The sequence below is a fragment of the Brachybacterium rhamnosum genome, from assembly GCF_039526185.1.
Classification (GTDB): domain Bacteria; phylum Actinomycetota; class Actinomycetes; order Actinomycetales; family Dermabacteraceae; genus Brachybacterium; species Brachybacterium rhamnosum.
In genome coordinates this window covers 1,240,682-1,261,803 of the sequence record NZ_BAAAIS010000002.1, presented here as the reverse complement: position 1 = coordinate 1,261,803, position 21,122 = coordinate 1,240,682, and the positions used below count along the sequence as shown (strand labels likewise).

General features: G+C 74.6%; 18 protein-coding genes, 1 tRNA gene and 1 pseudogene. 11 read left to right on the top strand and 9 right to left on the bottom strand.

Annotated features, from left to right (window positions below; genetic code table 11):
- Positions 1 to 12: 12 nt before the first annotated feature.
- From ABD080_RS07620 to hemL, 5 genes are all read left to right on the top strand, one after another.
- Positions 13 to 1,263, top strand: coding sequence for a ferrochelatase (locus ABD080_RS07620; protein WP_377827285.1), 1,251 nt, complete (start codon positions 13 to 15; stop codon positions 1,261 to 1,263).
- Positions 1,260 to 2,210 (top strand): hydroxymethylbilane synthase, encoded by a 951-nt coding sequence (hemC, locus tag ABD080_RS07615; protein WP_137769842.1) that lies wholly within the window; start codon positions 1,260 to 1,262, stop codon positions 2,208 to 2,210. Before ABD080_RS07620 ends, hemC begins: the two co-directional genes overlap by 4 nt.
- Positions 2,207 to 3,052, top strand: a complete 846-nt coding sequence (locus tag ABD080_RS07610; RefSeq protein WP_343904296.1) for a uroporphyrinogen-III synthase — start codon at positions 2,207 to 2,209, stop codon at positions 3,050 to 3,052. The genes hemC and ABD080_RS07610 overlap by 4 nt, the downstream gene beginning before the upstream one ends.
- Complete coding sequence (gene hemB, locus ABD080_RS07605) at positions 3,049 to 4,119, top strand: porphobilinogen synthase (RefSeq protein WP_343904295.1); 1,071 nt, start codon at positions 3,049 to 3,051, stop codon at positions 4,117 to 4,119. Before ABD080_RS07610 ends, hemB begins: the two co-directional genes overlap by 4 nt.
- 124 nt (positions 4,120 to 4,243) lie before the next feature.
- On the top strand, positions 4,244 to 5,548 hold the full coding sequence (gene hemL, locus ABD080_RS07600; RefSeq protein WP_343904294.1) for a glutamate-1-semialdehyde 2,1-aminomutase: 1,305 nt from the start codon (positions 4,244 to 4,246) through the stop codon (positions 5,546 to 5,548).
- Positions 5,549 to 5,551: 3 nt separating this feature from the next.
- Here hemL and ABD080_RS07595 read toward each other — a convergent pair whose 3' ends face one another.
- A complete protein-coding gene (locus ABD080_RS07595) occupies positions 5,552 to 6,997 on the bottom strand; it encodes a tagaturonate epimerase family protein (protein ID WP_343904293.1) in 1,446 nt (481 codons plus the stop codon).
- Between the two features lie 216 nt (positions 6,998 to 7,213).
- A complete protein-coding gene (locus tag ABD080_RS07590) occupies positions 7,214 to 8,917 on the bottom strand; it encodes an HNH endonuclease signature motif containing protein (protein WP_343904292.1) in 1,704 nt (567 codons plus the stop codon).
- A gap of 151 nt (positions 8,918 to 9,068) precedes the next feature.
- Here ABD080_RS07590 and ABD080_RS07585 point away from each other — a divergent pair.
- Together ABD080_RS07585 and ABD080_RS07580 are read left to right on the top strand one after the other, a co-directional pair.
- Positions 9,069 to 9,142: transfer RNA gene (locus tag ABD080_RS07585), tRNA-Met, on the top strand.
- Between the two features lie 31 nt (positions 9,143 to 9,173).
- Positions 9,174 to 9,791, top strand: coding sequence for a pentapeptide repeat-containing protein (locus tag ABD080_RS07580; RefSeq protein ID WP_137769835.1), 618 nt, complete (start codon positions 9,174 to 9,176; stop codon positions 9,789 to 9,791).
- Positions 9,792 to 9,855: 64 nt separating this feature from the next.
- Here ABD080_RS07580 and ABD080_RS07575 read toward each other — a convergent pair whose 3' ends face one another.
- Genes ABD080_RS07575 through ABD080_RS07545 form a run of 7 tightly spaced genes read right to left on the bottom strand, consistent with a single transcriptional unit; the run spans position 9,856 to position 17,889 of the window.
- A complete protein-coding gene (locus ABD080_RS07575) occupies positions 9,856 to 10,434 on the bottom strand; it encodes a CoA-binding protein (RefSeq protein WP_343904291.1) in 579 nt (192 codons plus the stop codon).
- Entirely contained in the window at positions 10,431 to 11,843 is a 1,413-nt protein-coding gene (locus ABD080_RS07570) for an O-acetylhomoserine aminocarboxypropyltransferase/cysteine synthase family protein (RefSeq protein WP_240811243.1), read from the bottom strand. Before ABD080_RS07570 ends, ABD080_RS07575 begins: the two co-directional genes overlap by 4 nt.
- Entirely contained in the window at positions 11,840 to 13,024 is a 1,185-nt protein-coding gene (gene sfnG / locus ABD080_RS07565; RefSeq protein ID WP_343904290.1) for a dimethylsulfone monooxygenase SfnG, read from the bottom strand. Before sfnG ends, ABD080_RS07570 begins: the two co-directional genes overlap by 4 nt.
- Before the next feature lie 50 nt (positions 13,025 to 13,074).
- Positions 13,075 to 15,159 carry an acetate--CoA ligase gene (gene acs, locus ABD080_RS07560; RefSeq protein WP_343904289.1) on the bottom strand — a complete coding sequence of 695 codons (2,085 nt, stop codon included), beginning with the start codon at positions 15,157 to 15,159 and terminating at the stop codon, positions 13,075 to 13,077.
- Entirely contained in the window at positions 15,156 to 15,986 is an 831-nt protein-coding gene (locus ABD080_RS07555; protein ID WP_377827284.1) for an ABC transporter permease, read from the bottom strand. Before ABD080_RS07555 ends, acs begins: the two co-directional genes overlap by 4 nt.
- The gene (locus ABD080_RS07550; protein ID WP_343904288.1) at positions 15,983 to 17,062 is read right to left on the bottom strand and encodes an aliphatic sulfonate ABC transporter substrate-binding protein; all 1,080 of its coding nucleotides are present in this window, start codon (positions 17,060 to 17,062) and stop codon (positions 15,983 to 15,985) included. Before ABD080_RS07550 ends, ABD080_RS07555 begins: the two co-directional genes overlap by 4 nt.
- Entirely contained in the window at positions 17,059 to 17,889 is an 831-nt protein-coding gene (locus ABD080_RS07545) for an ABC transporter ATP-binding protein (RefSeq protein ID WP_137769829.1), read from the bottom strand. The genes ABD080_RS07550 and ABD080_RS07545 overlap by 4 nt, the downstream gene beginning before the upstream one ends.
- 426 nt (positions 17,890 to 18,315) lie before the next feature.
- Here ABD080_RS07545 and ABD080_RS07540 point away from each other — a divergent pair, with 426 nt between their 5' ends.
- The 4 genes and pseudogenes from ABD080_RS07540 to ABD080_RS07525 all read left to right on the top strand — a co-directional run bounded on the left by ABD080_RS07540 (position 18,316) and on the right by ABD080_RS07525 (position 21,108).
- Positions 18,316 to 19,215 carry a C40 family peptidase gene (locus ABD080_RS07540; protein WP_137769828.1) on the top strand — a complete coding sequence of 300 codons (900 nt, stop codon included), beginning with the start codon at positions 18,316 to 18,318 and terminating at the stop codon, positions 19,213 to 19,215.
- A 267-nt stretch (positions 19,216 to 19,482) separates the two neighbouring features.
- Positions 19,483 to 19,875, top strand: a complete 393-nt coding sequence (locus ABD080_RS07535) for a YciI family protein (protein WP_137769827.1) — start codon at positions 19,483 to 19,485, stop codon at positions 19,873 to 19,875.
- A 34-nt stretch (positions 19,876 to 19,909) separates the two neighbouring features.
- A pseudogene (locus tag ABD080_RS07530) lies at positions 19,910 to 20,311 on the top strand (sigma factor); the annotation flags it as partial.
- A gap of 122 nt (positions 20,312 to 20,433) precedes the next feature.
- Positions 20,434 to 21,108, top strand: coding sequence for a DUF6596 domain-containing protein (locus ABD080_RS07525; RefSeq protein WP_343904287.1), 675 nt, complete (start codon positions 20,434 to 20,436; stop codon positions 21,106 to 21,108).
- Positions 21,109 to 21,122: the final 14 nt, after the last annotated feature.

Genomic DNA, 21,122 nt, shown 5'->3' with positions numbered 1-21,122 from the left:
CACGAGGACACCGTGACCACTCCGTCCCAGACCGATCAGCACCTGACCACCCCGCTCTCCGTCGATCCGCGCTCCGCGACGCACACCCGCCGGGCGGAGCCGCGCGACTTCGACGCGATCCTCTTCGCCTCCTTCGGCGGGCCGGACGGCCAGGACGACGTCATCCCGTTCCTGCGCAACGTGACCCGAGGGCGCGGCATCCCCGACGAACGGCTCGAAGAGGTCGCGGGGCACTACCGTGCGCTCGGCGGGCGGTCCCCCATCACGGCGCAGAACCGGCAGCTCATCGCCGCGCTGGAGCAGGAGCTCTCGCGCCGAGGCATCGATCTTCCCGTCTACTTCGGCAACCGCAACTGGGAGCCGTACCACGCCGATGCCGTCCGCGCGCTGCACGCCGACGGCAGACGCCATGCGCTGGCGCTGGTCACCAGCGCATACTCCTCCTACTCCTCGTGCCGTCAGTACCGCGAGGACTTCGGGATGGTCCTCCAGGAGACCGGGCTGGCCGGCGAGGTCACCATCGACAAGGCCCGCGTCTACTTCAACCACCCCGGGTTCCTCGAGCCCGTGCTCGACGGATTGCGCAGCGCGCTCGACGATCTCGCCAGCCAGGGCCACGATGCCGAGAACGTCCGGGTGCTGTTCTCCACGCATTCGGTCCCGCTGTCCATGGCTGAGGCCTCGGGCCCGGAGGAGACGCGCGTCGAGGGCTCGGGCGGCTGGTACGTCGAGCAGCATCTCGCCGCGTGCCGCTGGGTCATGGACCAGATCGACGACGACGCGCCGCATGCGCCGCAGTGGGAGCTCGTCTACCAGTCACGATCGGGCGCTCCCCACATCCCGTGGCTCGAGCCGGACGTCAACGACGTGATCACCAGGCTCGCGGAGACCGGCGACAGCGGGACGGAGCACCCTGTCGAAGCTGTCGTCGTGGTCCCGATCGGCTTCGTCACCGACCATGTCGAGGTGGTGTGGGACCTCGACACCGAGGCGAAGGAGACCGCCGCCGAGCACGGGCTCGCGTTCCGCCGGGTGGCGACCTCGGGGACCGATCCTCGGTTCGTGTCCGCCCTCGCGGATCTCGTCCAGGAGCGCCTGGATCCCGCTTTCCCGCGCGAGGAGGTGACGGACTTCGGATCGACCCCCGATGTCTGCGGAGCGAACTGCTGCGTGGGCCGGGTCTGTCGTCCCACCACCAGTGGCGTGGACTCCGCCGAGGACGTCCGGCGCGCCGGACAGCAGCAGGCGGGCGCTGAGCGGTGACAGGGCGACCAGCACGATCACCCCTGCGCCTCGGCACCCGGGCCTCCGCTCTCGCCCTCACGCAGTCCGGGCTCGTGGGCGAGGCCCTCGTCGCCGGCACGGACCGCGAGGTGGAGCTCGTGCACGTGCGCTCGCAGGGCGACGTGGACCGCACGAGCCCGCTCGCCCGGATCGGCGGAACGGGCGTGTTCGTCACCGCCGTGCGCCAGGCGCTCCTGGACGGGGACGTGGACGTCATCGTCCATTCCTGCAAGGACCTGCCGACGGCCCCCGCGCCCGGCATCGCCCTGTCCTGCGTGCCCGCGCGGGAGGACCCCCGCGACGCGCTCTGCGCCGCGGGCGGCCGCACCCTCGACCAGCTGCCCCGTGGGGCCCGCGTGGGCACCGGGTCCCCGCGCCGCGCCGCGCAGCTGCTCCGCGCCCGCCCCGATCTCGAGGTCGTCGCGATCCGCGGCAACGTCGAGACCCGCCTCGCCCGCGCGCTCGGCGCCGACGCGGACCTCGACGCGGTCGTGCTCGCCGCCTCCGGCCTGCGCCGCGTGGGCAAGGAGGAGTCGATCAGCGAGCTGCTGCCCGTCGAGGTCATGCTCCCCGCGCCCGCCCAGGGCGCCCTCGCCGTCGAGACCCGCGAGAGCACGGAGCCCTGGCTCGCCACGGCCCTCGCCGGGCACGAGGACGCCGCCACGCGTGACGCCGTGACGGCCGAGCGGGCGCTGCTGCGCACCCTCGAGGCCGGCTGCTCCGCCCCCGTCGCCGCCTTCGCGGAGCGGCGTGCGGGCAGCCTGAACCTGCGGGCGCTCGCGATCTCGACCGACGGCGCCCGCGTCGTCGAGGGCGAGCGGAGTGCCCGCGAGGGCGAGTCGGCCGCGCAGCTCGGCCAGGAGCTCGCCCGCGACCTCCTCGACCGCGGCGCCGGCACGATCCTCGCGGAGGCGACCGCGCTGTGACGCCCCGCCCGGTGCTCCTCCCCCGCCCCTTCGGGCGGGGCGGGGATCTCGCGGCGCTGCTCGGGGCGCAGGGAGTGCGCGTCGACCACCACCCGCTGCTCGCGCTCACCGCGGAGGACTCCCCCGCGCTGCGCACGGCCCTGGACGCTCTCGCGGCGGGCCGGTACACCCACCTCGTCGTCACGAGCCGCACCACCGTCGGCGCCCTGCTCACCGTCCGGGAGCGGCAGGGCGCGGCGGAGGGGATCGTGGTGCCCGCGGGCACGCTGGTCATCGCCGTCGGCCCCGGCACCGCCGCCGAGCTGCGAGCGGCGGGGATCCGTGTGGATCACGTCGCCGCGGGCTCCGGCGCCGCGCTCGTCGAGGAGTTCCCGACGCTCGCCGGCCCGGCCATCGCCGGCTCGTCGACGACCGGTGGCGGCGCCGCCCCCGCTCGCGTCCTGTTCCCGACCTCGGCGGCCGCCGCGCCGACCGTGCGCCGCGGGCTCGAGGCGCTCGGCGACCTGGTCGAGAAGGTCGATCAGGTCACCGCCTACCGGCCCGAGGCGCTCACCCCGCCGCCCGCCGTGGCGGCGGCGCTCCGCGAGGGCGGCTACGCGGCCGTCGTCCTCACCAGCCCGATGATCGCCCGCCACGTCGCCGGCATCGGCGTGGGCGCCGGCACCGCCGTCGTCACCATCGGCGCACCCACCACCGAGGCCGCGCGCAAGGCCGGTCTCACGGTGAGCGTGCAGGCCGACGCCCCGGACGATGCCCACCTCGCCGCCGCCGTGCAGCAGGCGCTGCACGGGCCCGGCCCCGCCTCGCAGACCCCCACCGACGACCCCCAGGAGGATCGATGACCACCCCGTCCCAGCCCCGCACCCCGTCGGATGCCCGCAACTCCCTGCCCACCGGCCCGCTGCCCGTCGAGCGGACCCGCCGCCTGCGCTCCACCTCCGCCCTGCGCTCGCTCGTGCGCGAGCACACCCTGCGCCCCGCGGACCTCGTGCTGCCGATGTTCGTCGCCGAGGACCTCACGGGCGGCGATTCCCGCCCGATCACCTCCATGCCCGGCGTCGCCCAGCACTCCCTGGACTCCCTCGCCCGCACCGCGACCGAGGCCGTCGAGCGCGGGGTCGGCGGCATCATGCTGTTCGGCGTCCCGACCGAGAAGGATGCGATCGGCTCCGGCGCGACGGATCCCGACGGCGTGCTCAACCAGGGCCTCGCCCGGCTCCGCGCCGAGCTCGGCGACGACACCGTGGTCATGGCGGACCTCTGCCTCGACGAGTTCACCGACCACGGCCACTGCGGCGTGCTCGACGCCGACGGCCGCGTCGACAACGACGCGACCCTCGAGCGCTACCGCGACATGGCCGTCGCCCAGGCGGAGGCCGGGGCGCACCTCGTGGGGCCCTCCGGGATGATGGACGGGCAGATCGCGGCGATCCGCGACGCGCTCGACGTGACCGGTCACGAGGACACCGTCGTCTACGCCTACACCGCGAAGTACGCCTCGGCGTTCTTCGGCCCCTTCCGCGAGGCCGTGGACTCCTCCCTCGTGGGCGACCGCCGCACCTACCAGCAGGACCCCGCCAACGGCCGCGAAGCGCTGCGCGAGCTCGAGCTCGACGTCGCCGAGGGCGCCGACCTCGTCATGGTCAAGCCCGGCATGCCCTACCTCGACGTGCTCAAGGAGGTCTCCCAGGCCTCCCCCGTGCCCGTCGGCGCCTACCAGGTCTCCGGTGAGTACGCGATGATCGAGGCGGCCGCCGCGAACGGCTGGCTGGACCGCGAGCGCACGATCCTCGAGTCGCTGCTGGCCTTCCGCCGCGCCGGCGCGAGCACCGTGCTGACCTACCACGCGAGCGAGGTCGCCGGGTGGTTCCGCGACGGCCTGCCCGAGGGGCTCCGCGAGTTCCTCTGAGCCCGGCCTCCGCCACGCATCGTCACCGCACCCCGCCACCGCATCCGACCCCGCATCCGACCCCACCGTCGCCCCCTCGCCACCGCACCTGACCTCGCCACCGCACCTGATACAGGAGCCCGCCATGACCTCGACCCCCGCCGGCCTCTCCGAGGAGCTCTTCGCCCGCGCCCGCCGCGTGATCCCCTCCGGCGTGAACTCGCCCGTGCGGGCCTTCGGCTCCGTGGGCGGGACCCCGCCGTTCCTCACCTCCGCCTCCGGCGCGCTGCTCACCGACGCCGACGGCCGTGAGTACGTGGACCTCGTCGGCTCCTGGGGGCCGATGATCCTGGGCCACGCGAACCCCGCCGTGGTCGAGGCCGTGCGCGAGGCCGCCGGCCGCGGGCTCTCCTTCGGCGCCCCGCAGCCGGGCGAGGTCTCCCTCGCCGAGGAGATCGCCCGGCGCGTGGGCCCGATCGAGCGGCTGCGCCTGGTCAACTCCGGCACCGAGGCGACGATGAGCGCGCTGCGCGTGGCCCGCGCCGCGACCGGCCGCGACGTGGTCGTGAAGTTCGCCGGCTGCTACCACGGGCACGTGGACGCGCTGCTCGCCGAGGCCGGCAGCGGCGTCGCGACCTTCGCCCTGCCCGGCTCCGCCGGTGTCACGGCCTCCACCGCGAAGGACACCGTGGTCCTGCCCTACGGCGACCTCGACGCGGTGCGCGAGCTGTTCGCCGCCCGCGGTGACGAGATCGCCGCGGTCATCACCGAGGCCGCCCCCTGCAACATGGGCGTGGTGACCCCGCCGGAGGGCTTCCACCGCGAGCTCGCGGGCATCGTCCACGGCGGCGGCGCCCTGGTGATCAGTGACGAGGTCCTCACCGGCTTCCGGGCGAGCGCCGCGGGTTACTACGGCATCGACGGCGAGGGCTGGACGCCGGACCTCATGACCTTCGGCAAGGTGATCGGCGGCGGTCTCCCCGTGGGCGCCTTCGGCGGCCGGGCGGATCTCATGGACCTGCTCTCCCCGGCCGGCCCCGTCTACCAGGCGGGCACGCTCTCGGGGAACCCGCTCGCGACCGCCGCCGGGCTCGCGACCTTCGCGGGCCTCGACGACGCCGCCTACGCCCACCTGGACCGGGCCTCCGCGGCGCTCCAGCAGCTCGTCGCCGAGGCGCTCACGACGGCGGGTGTTCCCCACGTGATCCAGACCGCCGGGACCCTGTTCTCGGTGTTCTTCCGCAGCGAGCCGGTGCGCACCTACGAGGACTCGAAGGCGCAGGACACCGCCGCCTTCACGCGGTTCTTCCACTCGCTGCTCGACAGCGGCATCTACCTGCCGCCCTCCGCCTTCGAGGCCTGGTTCGTCTCGACGGCGCACACTCCTGAGGTCATCGACCGGATCGCCGAGGCCCTGCCCGCAGCGGCACGAGCGGCCGCCTCGGACTGAGGGTCAGCGCACGGCCACGGTCCCGAAGGCCTCGAGGTGCCGGCTCAGGTGCGGGACCAACACGGCCACGTAGTCCTCGTGATGCTCACGGAGCACCGCGCGCAGACGCTCCACGAGCGGCGTGCCGTCCACGAGCTCGGTGGTCAGCGAGTCGCCGTAGCCCACGTGGAGGATCTGCCTGCCGTCGGCCCCCTCCAGCAGCGCCAGCAGGTCCACACCCTCGAGGGACTCGGGCGTGTTCTCCACCTGCGCGGAGACCTGGTAGGACGCGGCGGCGCGGGCGTAGGCGGCCCGCGAGATCCGCCAGATCTCCGCGAACAGCTCCGGATCACGCCGGGCGACGACCTCGAGGGCGCACAGGTAGCTGGTGCCGGAGGTCTTCAGGTGCACGAGGCCCTCGGTGGCCTCGACGGCGAGCGGGTAGATCGAGTACTTGTCCGAGCCCGAGTGCAGCGAGATCTTGTAGCCGCCGAACAGCTCGCCGATCGCGTGGTGCGCGGCGAGGTTGCTGCGCAGCTCCTCGTGGTCGCCGAGGAACTCCAGCCCCTTCTCGAACCCGTCGACGTAGCGGGGGGCGAAGCTGAACCACTCGGCGCCGAGCCGACGGAGCTCCGCGGCGAGGAAGTAGTGCTCGAAGAAGGAGGTCTGCCACGCGGTCTCGTCCACCGCGATCTCGGCCTCGACCTCGTACCCGGCGCGCGCGGCGCCCTCGCGGAGGTGGCGGTAAAGCCCGATGGCCTCCGCGACCGCGCCCGCGTACTTGACGACGGCGGTGAGGACCTCCTGCTCGTCCGGCTCGAGGACGAGGCCCGGCGCGACCTCGACCCGGATGCCGGCGTAGCGGGCGAGGGTGCCCTCCCAGGTGTCCTCGAGGACATCCCAGGGCAGGGCGAGCGCCTGCTCGAGGGTCGCCCCGGCGGTGACGTCCTGGACCGCGTCGCCGGGGTCGAGGGTGAACATCGTGAAGCCCGCGTCGAGGCCCCGGTCGATGCCCTCGGTGGTCTTGATGTGGTCGCAGTCCGCGCCGTAGCCGCGGTCCCAGCCCGCCTCGACGAGGCCGAAGGTCGCCTCGTCCATGACCTCGCGGGCGCTGCGGCCCAGACGGTCCATCTCGCGGATCGACTGCTGGGCGAGCACGGGCAGCACGTCCCCCCCGACTGCGGCGAAGGCGGCGGCCTGGCCGGCGGTGGCGAGGCCGAGCCGGTCGCCGGTGCCCACGGAGGTGCGGTGACCGGTGACGAGCTGCGGGCGAAGCGCGGGGATCGCGGCCCGTAGGGCGACGGCGTTCTCGTGGGAGAGCGGGCCTGCGAGCAGGTGGTCCCCGCCGTCCGTGCTGAGCTCGCCGTCGAACCCGGCGAGGGCGGCGGCGTCGCTCGCGCGGAGCAGGAGCCTGCTGCCGTCGCTGGTGCGGGTGACGTCGGCGGTGAGGGAAGCGGTGCGCAGGGTCATGTCTGTTCGTGTCCTCGATGACGCGGGGTGCAGCGTGGTGCCGCGGAGCCTGGGACTGCAAACGTTTCCATACGTCGCGCCCGCCGGCAAGCCCTTTCCCTCGATGGTCTGCCTGAAACACGTTGCAGCTTCACGAGAGCCTCCCCCACCGGGGGCGGTTCAGCCAGGGTGGGGCGGGTCAGCCAGGGTGGGACGGGTCGGTCCGGTGGGGACGGGTCAGTCCGGGCCGGACGGCGGGGGCGCCTGTGCAGGCGGGGTGAGCGCCCGCGGTCCCGTGACCCGGGTGACCCCGTTGCGGCTCCTCCAGGAGACGCGGTGCCCGGGCATGCCGTCCTCCGCGCGCGCCACCGACCTCGTCTGCTCCGCACGGCCGAGGTTGCAGTACGCACAGCCGCCCTGGCCGTCGTCCAGGCTCGTCGCCCCGCCCTCCGCATACGGCAGCACATGGTCCATGTGACGGATGGGCGCGTCGCAGAACGGCCCGCGGCAAGTCGTGTCGCGCCAGGTGAGGAAGCGTCGCATCCCCGCGGGGAAGGCTCGAGCACGGGAGTCGGCCGCGATCAGCTCGCCGGTCGAGGGATGCGTGAACAAGCGCCGGAACACGGTGCGCACGCTCGCCCCCGCGAGCCCGAAGGGGTCCGGCTCCCCGGGTGGAGGTGGGTCGAGCGCCCGTCGGATCTGCTCCCGCACGGCCTCCGCAGGGACGGCGCCGTAGCCCTCGAGGTGCGCGACGTCCCCGGACTCGGGCGCGAGGAGCGTGCGCTCGGTGATGAGCACGCCGATCTCCAGGGTGACCCGGGGCGGGGAGCCCGACGGGCCCGCCCCCGGCGCCGCTGCCTCGTCCTCGGCCTCCGTCGTGCTCTCCGTCCCCTCCGGTGACGGCTCCGATCCCGGCGCCGAGTCCTCCACCGCCGCCGGCTCCGGATCTGCCACCGACACCGGCTCCGGCGCGGACACCGGCTCCGGCGCCGTCTCCGTCTCCGGTCCCGTCTCCGACGACGGCATCACGCTCGGCACCGCGACGGGGCCGCCCAGCAGCACCGTGGAGGCGAGGTCCGCCATGAGGGCGCCGTGCCCGGTGCGGTCGCCCGCCGCCCGCCGACGCTCCGCCTCGAGCGCGAACCGCTTGCCGATCAGCGCCCCGTCCACGACGGGCAGGTGCAGGGTCACCGAGGCCATGCCGTCCTGCCGCCGGTGCACCCGCAGGTGCCGCCGCCGGCGCGCGATCTGGCGGCGCCGGGCCGCACCCTCCGGATCCGCGGCCTCGACCGCGGCGGCGGCCTCGTCCTCCCACTGCCGTGTCGAGGCGGCGTCGAGGTACGGGAGCCGCGCCGCGAGCGCCTGGTCCGCCTGCGCGCGACCGTCCTCGTCGAGCACGCGGACGGCGCGCGCGACCCGCAGCGCGGCCTCCGCGCCGATGCCGCCCACGGCGACCGCCTCGTGGATCGAGGGCAGGGAGCGGACGAGGCGCTGCGCGGCGGAGAGGGACCAGACGGCCCGCGCGGGCGACTGCCGCGTGACCATCGAGACCTCCCGCGCGGCGGCCTGGTCCGCGCCGCGGTCGGTGCTGCGCATCGTGCGCTGATCATGATCGGCCTCGGCGGCGGCATGGGCGCCCCGCTCCTCGCGTCGGGTCGCCTCCGCGATCGCCGTCTGCGCCGCGGGGGCCAGGGCGTCCAGCACGCCGCGGAGCTCGACGATGCGCTGCAGCAGGGCCGTGAAGTGCGCACTGGGGTGGATGCCCGCGTCGAAGGTGCCCTCGCTGTCCAGGAGCACGCCCAGCAGCGCATGCGCGTGGTCGCCGAGGGTGGCGGCGAGCTCCTGCGGCGCCGGTCCCTGCGCGGGGCCAGGCAGGCTCTCGCCGACATCCGGCGGCGGGTCGCCTGCCGGGTGCTCGGGGTCCTGTGCGTGCTCGGTCATGTCCCCAGCCTCCGCCGGGTCACGCCCGCCCGCAGCGGATGACCGCCGGCGGTGGACGAGCAGGCGATGGGGAGGAACGATCGCCGGGCCCGCGACAGAAGATGACGCGACGCTGGCCCCGGGAGCCCGGTATCGGGCACGGTGGTGGCATCGCTTCGTAGCTCAGGCCGGTAGAGCAGCTCCCCCATAAGGAGTACGTCGCAGGTTCGAATCCTGCCGGAGCGTCCCGTCGGACCCGGATGGCAGGATCGGGCCCATGCCTCCGCTCCCCCGCCGCGCCCGCTCCCGCCTCCGCGCCCCCGCGCTCACCGCCCTCGACGCCGCCGCCCTCGAGCCGGCGGGCCCCGAGGCCCTGCGGCCGGACGAGCTCGCCGACTCCCTGCTCCTCGAGGGAGCGGACCTCACGGGCGTCGACCTGCGCGGTTCCCGGATCGTGGCCAGCCGCCTGGACCGCCCCCGAGCGCCCGAGCTGCGGGCGACCGACGGCTCCTGGCGCGAGGTCGAGCTGCTCTCGCCCCGGGTGGGCGCGCTCGCCCTCGACGGCGCCGCGCTCAGCTCGGTGCTGATCAGCGGCGGCAAGGTCGACTGGCTGAGCCTGCGCGGCGCCGAGCTCACCGACGTCGTCATCGAGGACGCGACGATCACGAGCCTCGACCTCACCGAGGCGCGGCTGACCCGGGTGGCGCTGCGGGACTGCCGCATCGACGAGCTCACGATGGACCGCGCGACCTGCGTCGACGTGGACCTGCGCGAGGTGCGCCCGGGCGTGGTGCACGGGGTGGACGCACTGCGCGGGGCCACCGTGGGCCCCGCGCAGCTGATGGATCTCGCCCCGCAGCTCGCCGAGCAGCTCGGGATCCGCGTCGCCGACTGACCCGCGGCTCCTCCGCTCAGGAGCTCACCGGCTCAGCAGCTCACCGCCTCACGAGCTCACCGCCTCAGGCCAGGCGCTGCTTCCGCGAGCTGATCTCGCCGGTGTTGAAGCCGGCCAGGTGCAGGCCGCCGTGGAAGCGGGCGTGCTCGATCTTCACGCAGCGGTCCATCACCACGTCGAGGCCGGCCTCCTCGGCGATCGCCGCGGCCTCCTCGTTCCAGGATCCGAGCTGCAGCCACAGCGCCTTCGCGCCCACGGCGACGGCCTCGCGGGCCACGCCGGGGAGGTCGGCGTCCTTGCGGAACACGTCGACGATGTCGGGCACCACGGGGAGATCCGCGAGGGAATCGTAGGCCGGGTGTCCCAGGATCGCCTCCGCCCGCGGGTTCACGAAGTAGACGTCGTACGGGCTCGAGGAGAGCAGGTACGTCGCCACGAAGTAGCTCGCCCGCGCGGGGTTCGCGGAGGCGCCGACGATCGCGATGGACCGCGCGCGCCGGAGGATCGCGAGCCGCTCGGGGGCCGTCGGGCCCTGCCAGCTGCGCCCGTCGGTCCCGTCCGACCCCGTACCGCCACCTGCGCTGCCGCCCACGGCGCAGGCCGCCCCGGCGCCCTCGATGCTGATGCCGTTCGCGCCGCTCATGCCTGCTCCTCCCGGGTGCGGCCGGTGGCCGCGGTGATCGCCTGGTCGAGGTCCCACAGGATGTCCTCGACGTCCTCGAGGCCGACGGAGACCCGGATGAGGTCCGGTCGCACGCCGCCTGCGAGCAGCTGCTCGGGGCTGAGCTGCTGGTGCGTGGTCGAGGCGGGGTGGATGACGAGGGTGCGGGCGTCGCCGATGTTCGCGAGGTGCGAGGCGAGCTGCAGGTTCCCGATGACGGCCTCGCCGGTCGCACGGGCCGCGGCGGCCTCCTCGGCCTCGTCGGCGAACTCGCCGGACGGCGTGACGCCGAAGGCGAAGACGCTGCCCGGTCCGAGCGGCAGGTACTTCTGCGCCCGCGCGTGATGGGGATGGTCCTCGAGGCCCGCCCAGGTCACGAAGGAGACGCGAGGGTCCGCGTCGAGCCACTGCGCGACGGCGCGCGCCCCGGCGAGGTGCGCGTCGATGCGCTGGGGCAGGGTCTCGACGCCCTGCAGCAGCTGGAAGGCGGACTGCGCGGACAGCGAGGGGCCGATGTCCCGCAGCTGCTCGGAGCGGAGCTTCGTGAGGAAGCCGTACTCGCCGAAGTTGTCCCACCAGCGGATCCCGCCGTAGGACTCGACGGGCTCGGTCATCGTCGGGAACTTCCCGTTGCCCCAGTCGAAGCGGCCCGCCTCGACGACGACGCCGCCGAGGGTCGTGCCGTGCCCGCCGAGGAACTTCGTGGCGGAGTGGATGACGACGTCGGCCCCGTGCTCGAGCGGACGCACGAGGTAGGGGGTCGCGAGGGTCGCGTCGACGACGAGCGGGACGCCGTGCTCGTGGGCGAGGGCCGCGAGCCCCTCGAGGTCCGCGATCTCCCCGGAGGGGTTGCCGATCATCTCGACGTAGAGGACCTTCGTCTCCGGCCGGAACGCCGCGCGGTAGTCCTCCGGGTCCGACGAGGCCACGAAGGTGGTCTCCACGCCGAAGCGGCGCAGGGTGACGTCGAGCTGGGTGACGGTGCCGCCGTACAGCTGCGCGGAGGAGACGACGTGGTCGCCCGCGCCGACGAGCGCCGCGAAGGTGATGAACTCGGCGCTCATGCCCGAGGCCGTCGCGACCGCGCCGATGCCGCCCTCGAGGGAGGCGATCCGCTCCTCGAAGGCGGCGACCGTGGGGTTGCCGATGCGGGAGTAGATGTTCCCGTACTTCTGGAGGGCGAAGAGGTTCGCGGCGTCCGCGGCGTCGTCGAAGACGAACGAGGTGGTCTGGTAGATCGGGACCGCGCGGGCGCCGTGCTGGGCGTCGGGGGTGCCGCCCGCGTGCAGGGCGCGGGTGCGGAAGCCGAAGCTGCGCTCAGGAGTCGCAGAACCAGGAGCCTGAGAACCGGGGGTCGGGGAAGCGGGGGCCGCGGAGCCGGGGGTCGTCATGCGGCGGCCTCCTCGGCGCTCACCCCGGGGGCGACGGGGAGCAGGTCGGTGTTCAGCTCGGTGCCGTGGGCGCGGGCGAGCTCCGCCTCCTTCTCGCGCACGATCGGCAGCACGTCGCGGCCGAAGGCGGCGACCTCCTCGGCGAAGTGGAGGTAGCCGGTGAGCAGGAGGTTCACGCCGATCTTCTTGTACTCCAGGATGCGGTCGGCGATCTCCTCGGGGGTGCCGATGAGCTGCGTCTTGAAGCCGTCGTTGTACTGGACGAGGTCCTCGAAGGAGGAGTCCGCCCACATGCCCTTGCCGTCCATCGTGGACTGGCCGGCCTCCTTGACGGACTGCGCGAAGCCCTCGACCGCGGGGCGGTGGGCCTTGGCGATGATCTCGCGCAGGGTCTCCTCGGCCTCCTTGCGGGTCTCGCGGGCGATGACGAAGCCGTTCAGGCCGAACCGCGGGTCGCGACCGGCCTCGGCGGCGGAGGCCTGGACGCCGGCGACGTTCCCGGCGTAGCCCTCGAGGTCGCGGCCGTTGGAGAAGTACCAGTCGGCGACGCGGCCGGCGGTGGCTTGGGCGGCGGTGGAGTTGCCGCCGAAGAAGATCTCGGGGTGCGCGCGGCCGGGGATCTCGAGCGGCTTCGGGGAGAGGTCGATGCCGGAGACCTGGTAGTACGTGCCGTCGAGGGAGAAGTCCTCCTCGGTGAGCAGGCCGCGCAGCACGCGGATGAACTCCTCGGTGCGCACGTAGCGCTGGTCGTGCTCGAGCCACGGCAGGCCGAAGTTGACGAACTCGTCCTTGAGCCAGCCGGAGACGATGTTGACGGCGGCGCGGCCGCCGGAGATGTGGTCCGCGGTGATGAGCCACTTGGCGAGCACGCCGGGGTGCCACATGCCGGGGTGCACGGCGGAGATGATCTTCAGCCGCTCGGTCGCGCCGAGCAGGCCGAGCGAGAAGGCAGTCGCCTCGTGCTGGCGGTCCGCGCCGTAGCTCGCGGCGTAGCGGGCCTGGGTGAGGGCGTACTCGAAGCCGGAGTCCTCGGCGATGCGGGCGAGGCGCCGGTTGTAGTCGAACTCCCAGTCGGTGCGCTGCTCGATCGTGGAGACGACGAGGCCGCCGGAGACGTTGGGGACCCAGTAGGCGAGCTTGAGCGGCGTCTCGTAGGTGGAGCGGGGGACGGTGGGGGTCATGGTTCCTCCTGGGGGTCGATGCTGGTCGGGCCGGGTCAGGACGGCTCTGGTCAGGACACGGCCGGGTGGCCGGCAGGCAGGGCGGCGATCCGCGCGGCGACGGCGTCGACGGCCTCGGGGTTCTGCAGGCTCGTCACGTCGCCCAGCGGGGAGGGCTCACGGCCCGCGCGGCGGTCGCGCTCGGCATGGACGAGCTGGGCGAGCAGCCGTCGCATGATCTTGCCGGAGCGGGTGCGGGGCAGGTCCGGGACGTCCAGCACGTGGCGGGGCTTGGCGATCGGACCGATCTCCCGGGCGACCCGCTCGCGCAGGGCGGCGGCGTCCACCTCGGCGCGGCCGCTCGCGATGACGAACACCGCGACGGCCTGGCCGGTGAGGGGGTCGTCGATCCCGGCGGCGCCGGCCTCGGTGACGGAGGGCTCGGCGACCAGCGCGGACTCGATCTCGATGGTGGAGAGCCGGTGCCCGGAGACGTTGACGACGTCGTCGAGGCGGCCCAGGATCCAGACGCAGCCGTCGGCGTCCACGGTCGCGGAGTCCCCGGCGACGTAGAAGCCGCCGTGCTCGCCGCGGCCGGCGTAGGCCTTCCAGTAGGAGTCGCGGTAGCGCTCGGGGTCGCCCCAGACGGTGCGGGCCATGCCGGGCCAGGGGCGGCGCACCACGAGGGTGCCGGAGCGGCCGGCGGGCAGCTCCTCCCCCGCCTCGTCGACGACGGCGGCGTCGATCCCCGGCAGCGGCCGGGTCGCGGAGCCCGGCTTGAGGGTCGTCACGCCGGGCAGCGGCGCGATCATCGCCGCGCCGGTCTCCGACTGCCACCAGGTGTCGACGATGGGCAGCTCGCCGCGGCCGAAGGTGCGGTGGAACCACACCCAGGCCTCGGGGTTGATCGCCTCGCCGACGGTGCCCAGCAGGCGCAGCGTGGAGAGGTCGTGGCCCGCGGGGAGCTCCTCCCCGAACCAGGTCATGAAGGTCCGGATGAGGGTGGGGGCCGTGTAGTAGACGGTGACGCCGTAGCGCTCGATGATCTCGAGGTGCCGCTCGCGGTGCGGCTCGCCGGGCGTGCCCTCGTAGATGACCTGGGTGAGGCCGTTGCTGAGCGGCCCGTAGATCTCGTAGGTGTGGGCGGTGACCCAGGCGAGGTCCGCCGTGCACCAATGGACGTCCTCCTCCTCGGCGTCGAAGACGGCCCAGTGGGACCAGGCGGCGTGGGTGAGGTAGCCGCCGGAGCTGTGGACGAGACCCTTGGGCTTCCCCGTGGTGCCGGAGGTGTAGATGATGAACAGCGGGTGCTCGGCGTCGAAGGGCTGCGGCTCGTGGATCTCGCTCGCGATGTCCACGCTCTCGTGCCACCACACGTCGCGACCCGCGGTCCAGGGCACGTCCTGACCGGTGCGGCGCACCACGAGCACGTGCTCGAGGGCGGGGAGGTCGGCGGCGGCGACGTCGGCCTGGCTCTTCACCTCGACGGCCTGGCCGCGGCGGAACTGGCCGTCGGAGGTGACGAGGAGCTTCGCGCCGGTGTCCTCGAGGCGGAAGCGCACGGCCTCGGCGCTGAAGCCGCCGAAGACGAGCGAGTGCACCGCGCCGATCCGGGCGCAGGCCAGCGCGATGACGACGGTCTCGACGAGCACGGGGAGGTAGACGACGACCCGGTCGCCGGGGCCGATGCCGAGTGCGGTCAGGGCGTTCGCGGCGCGGGAGACGCGCGCCTGGAGGTCCGCGTAGGTGACGGCCTCGCGGTCCCCCGGCTCGCCCTCGAAGAACAGGGCGACCTTCTCGCCACGGCCGGCGCGCACGTGGCGGTCCACGCAGTTCTCGGCGACGTTGAGGCGGCCGCCGTCGAACCAGCGGGCGCGGGGCACCGGCACCTCGCCGGTGGCGGGGTCCGGGACGGGGCCCTGCCAGTCGAGCACGGTGTGCCACGGCTCGGCCCAGTCGAGGCGGCGCGCGGCCTCCTCCCAGAAGGCGAGCGGGTCGGCGGCGGCGCGGGCGTGCTCCTCGGGGCCGACGTTCGCCCGCGCGGCGGCGGCCGCGGGGGCCGGGTAGCTGCGGGTCTCGACCAGGCGGGACTCGTCCGCCGGCGGGGCGGCAGTGGTCGTGGGGCTCGTGGCGGTTGTGGGGGTCGCGGTGGTCATGCCCACCTCCTCAGCAGGTGCTTCTCGGCGACGCCCAGCAGGGCGTTGGTCAGGCTGCCCAGCAGGGCGAGCAGCACGATGGCCAGCAGGATCCGGTCCACGCGACCGTTCTGCTGGGAGTCGTTGAGCAGGAAGCCGAGGCCCATCGAGGAGGCGATGAGCTCCGCGGCGACGAGGAACAGCCACGCCTGGGCGAGGGCGAGGCGCAGTCCGGAGACGACGGCGGGCACCACCGCGGGCAGCTGCACGGTGCGCAGCAGGGACCATCCGCGCAGCCCGAAGGCGCGGCCGGCCTCGACGAGCTGCGGGTCCACGTGGCGCAGCGCGGAGGAGACGGTGGTGAGCACCGGGAAGAAGGCGCCGATCGCGATGAGCGTGATCTTCGAGCTCTCCCCGATCTGCATCCACAGGATCAGCAGCGGCACCCAGGCCAGCGAGGGGACGGTGCGCAGCGCAGCGAGGGTGGGGGCGAGCAGGGCGTCGCCGAGGCGGCTCAGCCCGACGACCGCGGCGAGCGCGAGGCCGACGGTCGCGCCGATCGCGAAGCCGATGAGCACGCGCTGCACGGAGATCGCGACGTGCAGCCCGAGGTCACCGCCCTCGGCGAGCTGTCCCGCGGCCGTGAGCACGCTCAGCGGCTCGGGAAGGCGGTAGGCGGGCACGAGGCCGGTGGAGGTGACGACCTGCCAGGCCACGAGGATGACGAGCGGCAGCAGCGCGCCGACTGCGAGCCGCACCCCGCGCCGCTGTGTGAGGGGCCGCGCCGCGAGCAGCGGCGTGCTGCGGGAGGCGTCGGCGGACTGCCCGGTCAGGAGCTCCGCGCTCACTTCCCGGACCCCGCTGCCGCGGACGCCGCCTCGGCGAAGTCCGCGTGGACGATCGAGGAGAGGGCCGCGGCGACGGCGTCGGCCCCGCCGGCGACGTCGCCGGAGTCGGCGAGGACGGGCGAGATCCGCTCGAGCACGGCGGTCTGGTCGTCGCCGGGCACGCCGGAGACGTCGAGGTTCGAGCGCTCGGTGATGACGGTGGTGGCGACCTCGGGGGCGATGCCGGCGACCTCGGCGAGCAGCGAGGCGGTCGCCTCGAGGTTCTCGAGGGCCCAGGCGCGGGCCTGCTCGTAGGCGTCGACGACGACCTGGGCGACGTCCGCGTGCTCGGTGATGAACTGCTCGGTCGCGTTGAGGAAGCCGTAGGTGTTGAAGTCGACGTTGCGGTAGACGAGCACGTCCCCGGACTCGACCTCGGCCGCGCCCATGATCGGGTCGAGCCCGGACCAGGCGTCCACGGAGCCGCCGTCGAGCGCGGAGCGGCCGTCGGCGTGCTGGAGGGCCTGCACCTCGACGTCCTCGACCTCCAGGCCGGCCTCGGCGAGCGCCTGCACGAGGAAGAAGTACGGGTCGGTGCCGGGGGTCGCGGCGACGGGCCGCCCGGCGAGGTCCGCGGGGCCGGTGACGTCGCTGTCCCCGCGGACCACGAGCGCGGACCACTCGGGCTGCGAGTAGATGTCGATGACCTTGATCGGGGAGCCGTTCGCGCGGGCGAGCAGGGCCGCGGAGCCGGCGGTGGAGGCGACGTCGGCGGAGCCGGAGCGCAGCAGCTCGTTGGCCTTGTTGGAGCCGGCGGACTGCACCCAGGTGACCTCCACGCCGTCGCCGAGCGCCTTCTCGATCAGCTGCTGGTCGCGGACGACGAGGCTGAGCGGGTTGTAGGTCGCGAAGTCGATCGTGAGGGTCGCGGTGGACCAGGAGCCGCCGCCGTCGGATCCGCCGGAGCCGGCGGAGTCCGCGTCGGCGTTCTCCCCGGCCACGCAGCCGGCGAGGGCGAGCGGCGCGGCGAGGGCGCCCGCGGCGAGCAGGCCGCGGCGGGGGAACGGGGAGCGGGAGGAGGGATCGGTGGGGGTCATCGGGGATCCTCGGTGTGGTGGTGGGTGGGAACGCCGAGGCCCTCGAGGAGCTCGGCGCGCAGCTGGGCGAGGGCGGGGTCGGTGCGGTCGCGCGGGCGGGCGCCGGGCACGTCGATCCGGCGGGCGAGGGAGGCGGCGCCGGCCTCCGCGCCGCGCAGGCTGCGCAGCAGGAGGACCTGGTCGGCGAGGTAGAGGGCCTCCTCGACGTCGTGGGTCACGACGAGCACCGTGGTGGGCTCCGCGGCGTGGATCTCGAGCAGGAGGTCCTGCATGCGCAGCCGGGTGAGGGCGTCGAGCGCGCCGAAGGGCTCGTCGAGCAGGAGCACCTCGGGGCCGCGGGCGAGCGCCCGGGCGAGGGAGGCGCGCTGGGCCATGCCGCCGGAGACCTCGCGGGGGCGCTGGCCGGCGGCGTGCTCGAGTCCCACGAGCTGCAGCAGCCGCCGCACGCGGTCGCGGCCCTCGCGGCGGGCGGTGCCGCGCGGCAGGCCGAGAGCGACGTTCGCCTCGAGGGTGCGCCAGGGCAGCAGCCGCGGCTCCTGGAAGGCGACGGCGGTGCGCTCGGCGCCGGGGGTCGTGAGGCGCCCGGTGCTCGGGGCGTCGAGTCCGGCGACGAGGCGCAGCAGGGTCGACTTGCCGCAGCCGGAGGGGCCGATGACGGCGTGGATGCCGCCGGGGGCGAGCTCGAGGTCGAGGGCGCGCAGCACCTCGTGGCGGCCCTGGGGGCCGTCGAAGCCGCGGGCGACGCCGTCCAGGCGCACTCCGCGGGCGGGCCGGGAGTCCGGGCCCGGGTCCCGGGTCGGGGCAGGGGCGGGGGCGGGTGCGGTCATGTGGCCGATCATGACGGCGCATGGCGGACTCGATCCACCGCCATGTCATCAGCCGTCATATGCCCCGTGCGAAGGTGACGTGAGGGTGACGGCCGTGCGGCGCCCGTCACATGGCCGGGCCGCTCCCCTCCCCCTGTCCCCCACCGCGCGGACGCCGCCCCGTATGGCGCACGCCATGCCGGGAGGTCAAGCCGGACCACCGCCGCGTCAATGGCGGCTGCTGCGGGTCAAATCCCGTTCAACGGCTCGATGCGGCTCGTTCAACGCGCTTCAGGTCCGCCGGCACGGCTCCTAGCGTCGATGACCGCTCCCCGGACGCCCGGGCCCCACCCTCGACGTCACCGCATGTCGCCCGTGACCGGAGCGAGCATCGCGTCGAGGGACGCGAGAGACCCACAGCATCGCCACGAAGGAATCACCACCCCCATGACGCTCCAGAACACCCACCGCGCCGCCGGCCGCGCGGTCACCCCGCTCACCGCCTCCCGCCGTGCGGCGCACGCGATCGGCGGCAGCGCCGTGCTCGGCACCGTCCTCGTCGGCACCGCCTTCGCCGGCGGCACCGCCGCGCTGGCCGACGACTCCGCGCTCGCGGGCTCCGACGAGGCCGCGGTCACCGCGACCTCCGCCCCCGCCCAGGCCTCCGGCTCCGACGAGTCCGCCGAGTCCGCCGAGCAGGCCTCCGACGCGGCGTCCACCGACACCCTCCGCCGGGGCGACTCGGGCCGGGCCGTGGAGGACCTCCAGGAGGCCCTCAACGCGCAGGGCGCCGACCTCCCCGAGACCGGCTTCTTCGGCTCCCTGACCCGCGACGCGGTCATCGACCTCCAGTCCGGGGCCGGCATCGCGACCGACGGCGTCGTGGGCGCCGACACCCGGGCCGCGCTCGACGGCGGCTCCGCCGATTCCGGTTCCGACTCCGACTCGGGCTCCACGAACGGCACCCCAGCCGGCGCGACCGCCGTGCCGTCGAGCTCCTCGGACTCGAGCGGGAGCGGCTCGACGATCGTCGACGCCGCCCGCTCCGCGATCGGCACCCCCTACTCCTGGGGCGGCTCCTCGCTCGGCGGCATGGACTGCTCCGGCCTCGTGAACTACGCGTACAGCGCCGCGGGCATCGACGTGCCCCGCACCGCCGGCCAGCTGGCCGACCAGGGCCGCAGCATCTCCCAGTCCGAGGCGCAGCCGGGCGACCTCGTCACCTGGCCCGGCCACGTCGCGATCTACGCGGGCGACGGCGAGATCATCGACGCCTCCGGCTCCAAGCAGCAGGTCGTCGAGCGCGAGATCTGGGGCAACCCCACCGGGTTCGTCACCTTCCGCTGATCCTTCCCCCGGCCCGGCTCCTCCGCCTGAGCCCTGGGCTCTCCACCGAGGCCCGGTCCCGCATCCTGCGGGGCCGGGCCTCGGCGTCTCCCGGGCGGCGACATCGGCCGTCCGGCGGGAGATCCCTCGCCGTCGGTGCGACCATGTCGAGAACTCGCCCGCAGCTCCGACGTGTGGGTGCAGGACGGCGGAGGCGCACCGCGCCACCGCCGCGCACGAGAGCGGTCACCCCGACCGATCAGCCGAGCAGGCCATGAAGGAGCAGTCATGAAGTACGTCATCCTCATCCACTCGAACCCGCAGCCCTGGGGACACCCCACACCGGATTTCCTGCCCGAGCACCAGGCGCTCCCCCAGGAGGAGCGCGAGGCCGGGAGCAGGGCGTTCGAGGAAGGCCTCGCCGCGATCACCGAGCGCGGCGAGCTCGTCCACGCCGAGGCCCTCGCCGCACCGTCCAGCTCCCGCCTGCTGCGCTGGGAGGGCGATCGCAAGGTCGCCGTCGACGGTCCGTACGCCGAGGGCAAGGAGCACCTCGCCGGGTTCTTCCTCATCGACGTCGACACCGCCGAGCGGGCCGAGGAGATCGCCGGGATCTTCGGGGCACGGGGCGAGACGATCGAGCTCCGACCCGTCATGAGCGGCGAGCCCGACGTCTCCTGAGCGGCCCGGCCCGGGCTGTCCCGAGTGGGAGGACGTGTGGCGCCGCGAGGCGCCGCACGTCCTCTCCACGCTGCTGCGCCGCTACGGGGACTTCACGACCTGCGAGGACGCCGTCCAGCTCGCGCTCATCGCGGCCGCCGAGCAGTGGCCCCGCGAGGGGACGCCGAGGAATCCCGCCGCCTGGCTGACGCGGGTCGCCTCGCGCCGCGCGGTGGACCTCCTCCGTGCCGACGCCGCCCGGCGCGACCGGGAGGAGCGGGCGGCGGCGCGCGAGCCCGGGCGGGCGTCGGATCCGGCGGACCCCGTCGAGTCCGACGCGCCCGACGACACCCTCCTGCTGCTGATGCTCTGCGCGCACCCGGCGCTGACCACGGCCTCGCAGGTGGCGCTCATGCTGCGCGCCGTCGGCGGGCTCACCACAGCCCAGATCGCGCAGTGCTTCTTCGTCGAGGAGCGCACGATGGGGCAGCGCATCAGCCGCGCCAAGCGCACCCTGGCCGGTCAGGGGCCCGGTTCGAGGCGCCGACCGCCGCGGACCTCCCCGCCCGTCTGCACGCGGTGCGCCATGCCGTCGCGGCCGTCTACGCCCAGGACCACGCCCTCACCGAGCGGGTGCGCGGCACGGATCCGCTGCTCGCCGCGGCGGCGCTGGACCTCGCCCGGAGGATCCACCGGCTCGCGCCCTCGGACCCGGAGAACGCGGGCCTGCTCGCCCTGCTCCTGCTCACCCATGCCCGCGCCCCGGCGCGCCTGGACGCCGCCGGGGAAATCGTCCCGCTCGCCGAGCAGGACCGGTCGCGCTGGAGCCCTCGGCTGATCGCCGAGGGGATCGCGCTGATCGAGCGGGCGCTGCCGGTGGGGCCCGTGGGGCCGTTCCAGCTGCAGGCCGCGATCGCCGCGGTCCACGCGGAGGCCCGCTCGATGGAGGACACCGACTGGGCGCAGATTCTCGTGCTCTACGGGATGCTCGACGCCGTGGAGCCGGCGCCGTCGGTCACGCTCGGGCTCGCCGTCGCGACCGCCGAGGTCGCGGGGCCGGAGGCCGGTCTCGAGATCCTCGACCGGCTCCCCGAGGGGAGCCACCGGCGTCAGGCCGTCACCGGGCATCTCCTGAGCCGGCTCGGCCGGGCCGACGAGGCCCGGGAGGCCTTCCTCCGCGCCGCCGAGGGCACGCGCAGCCTGCCCGAGCAGCGCTACCTGCACCGCCTCGCCGGCGCGATCCGGCCGGGGTGATCCCGCCGGGGTGC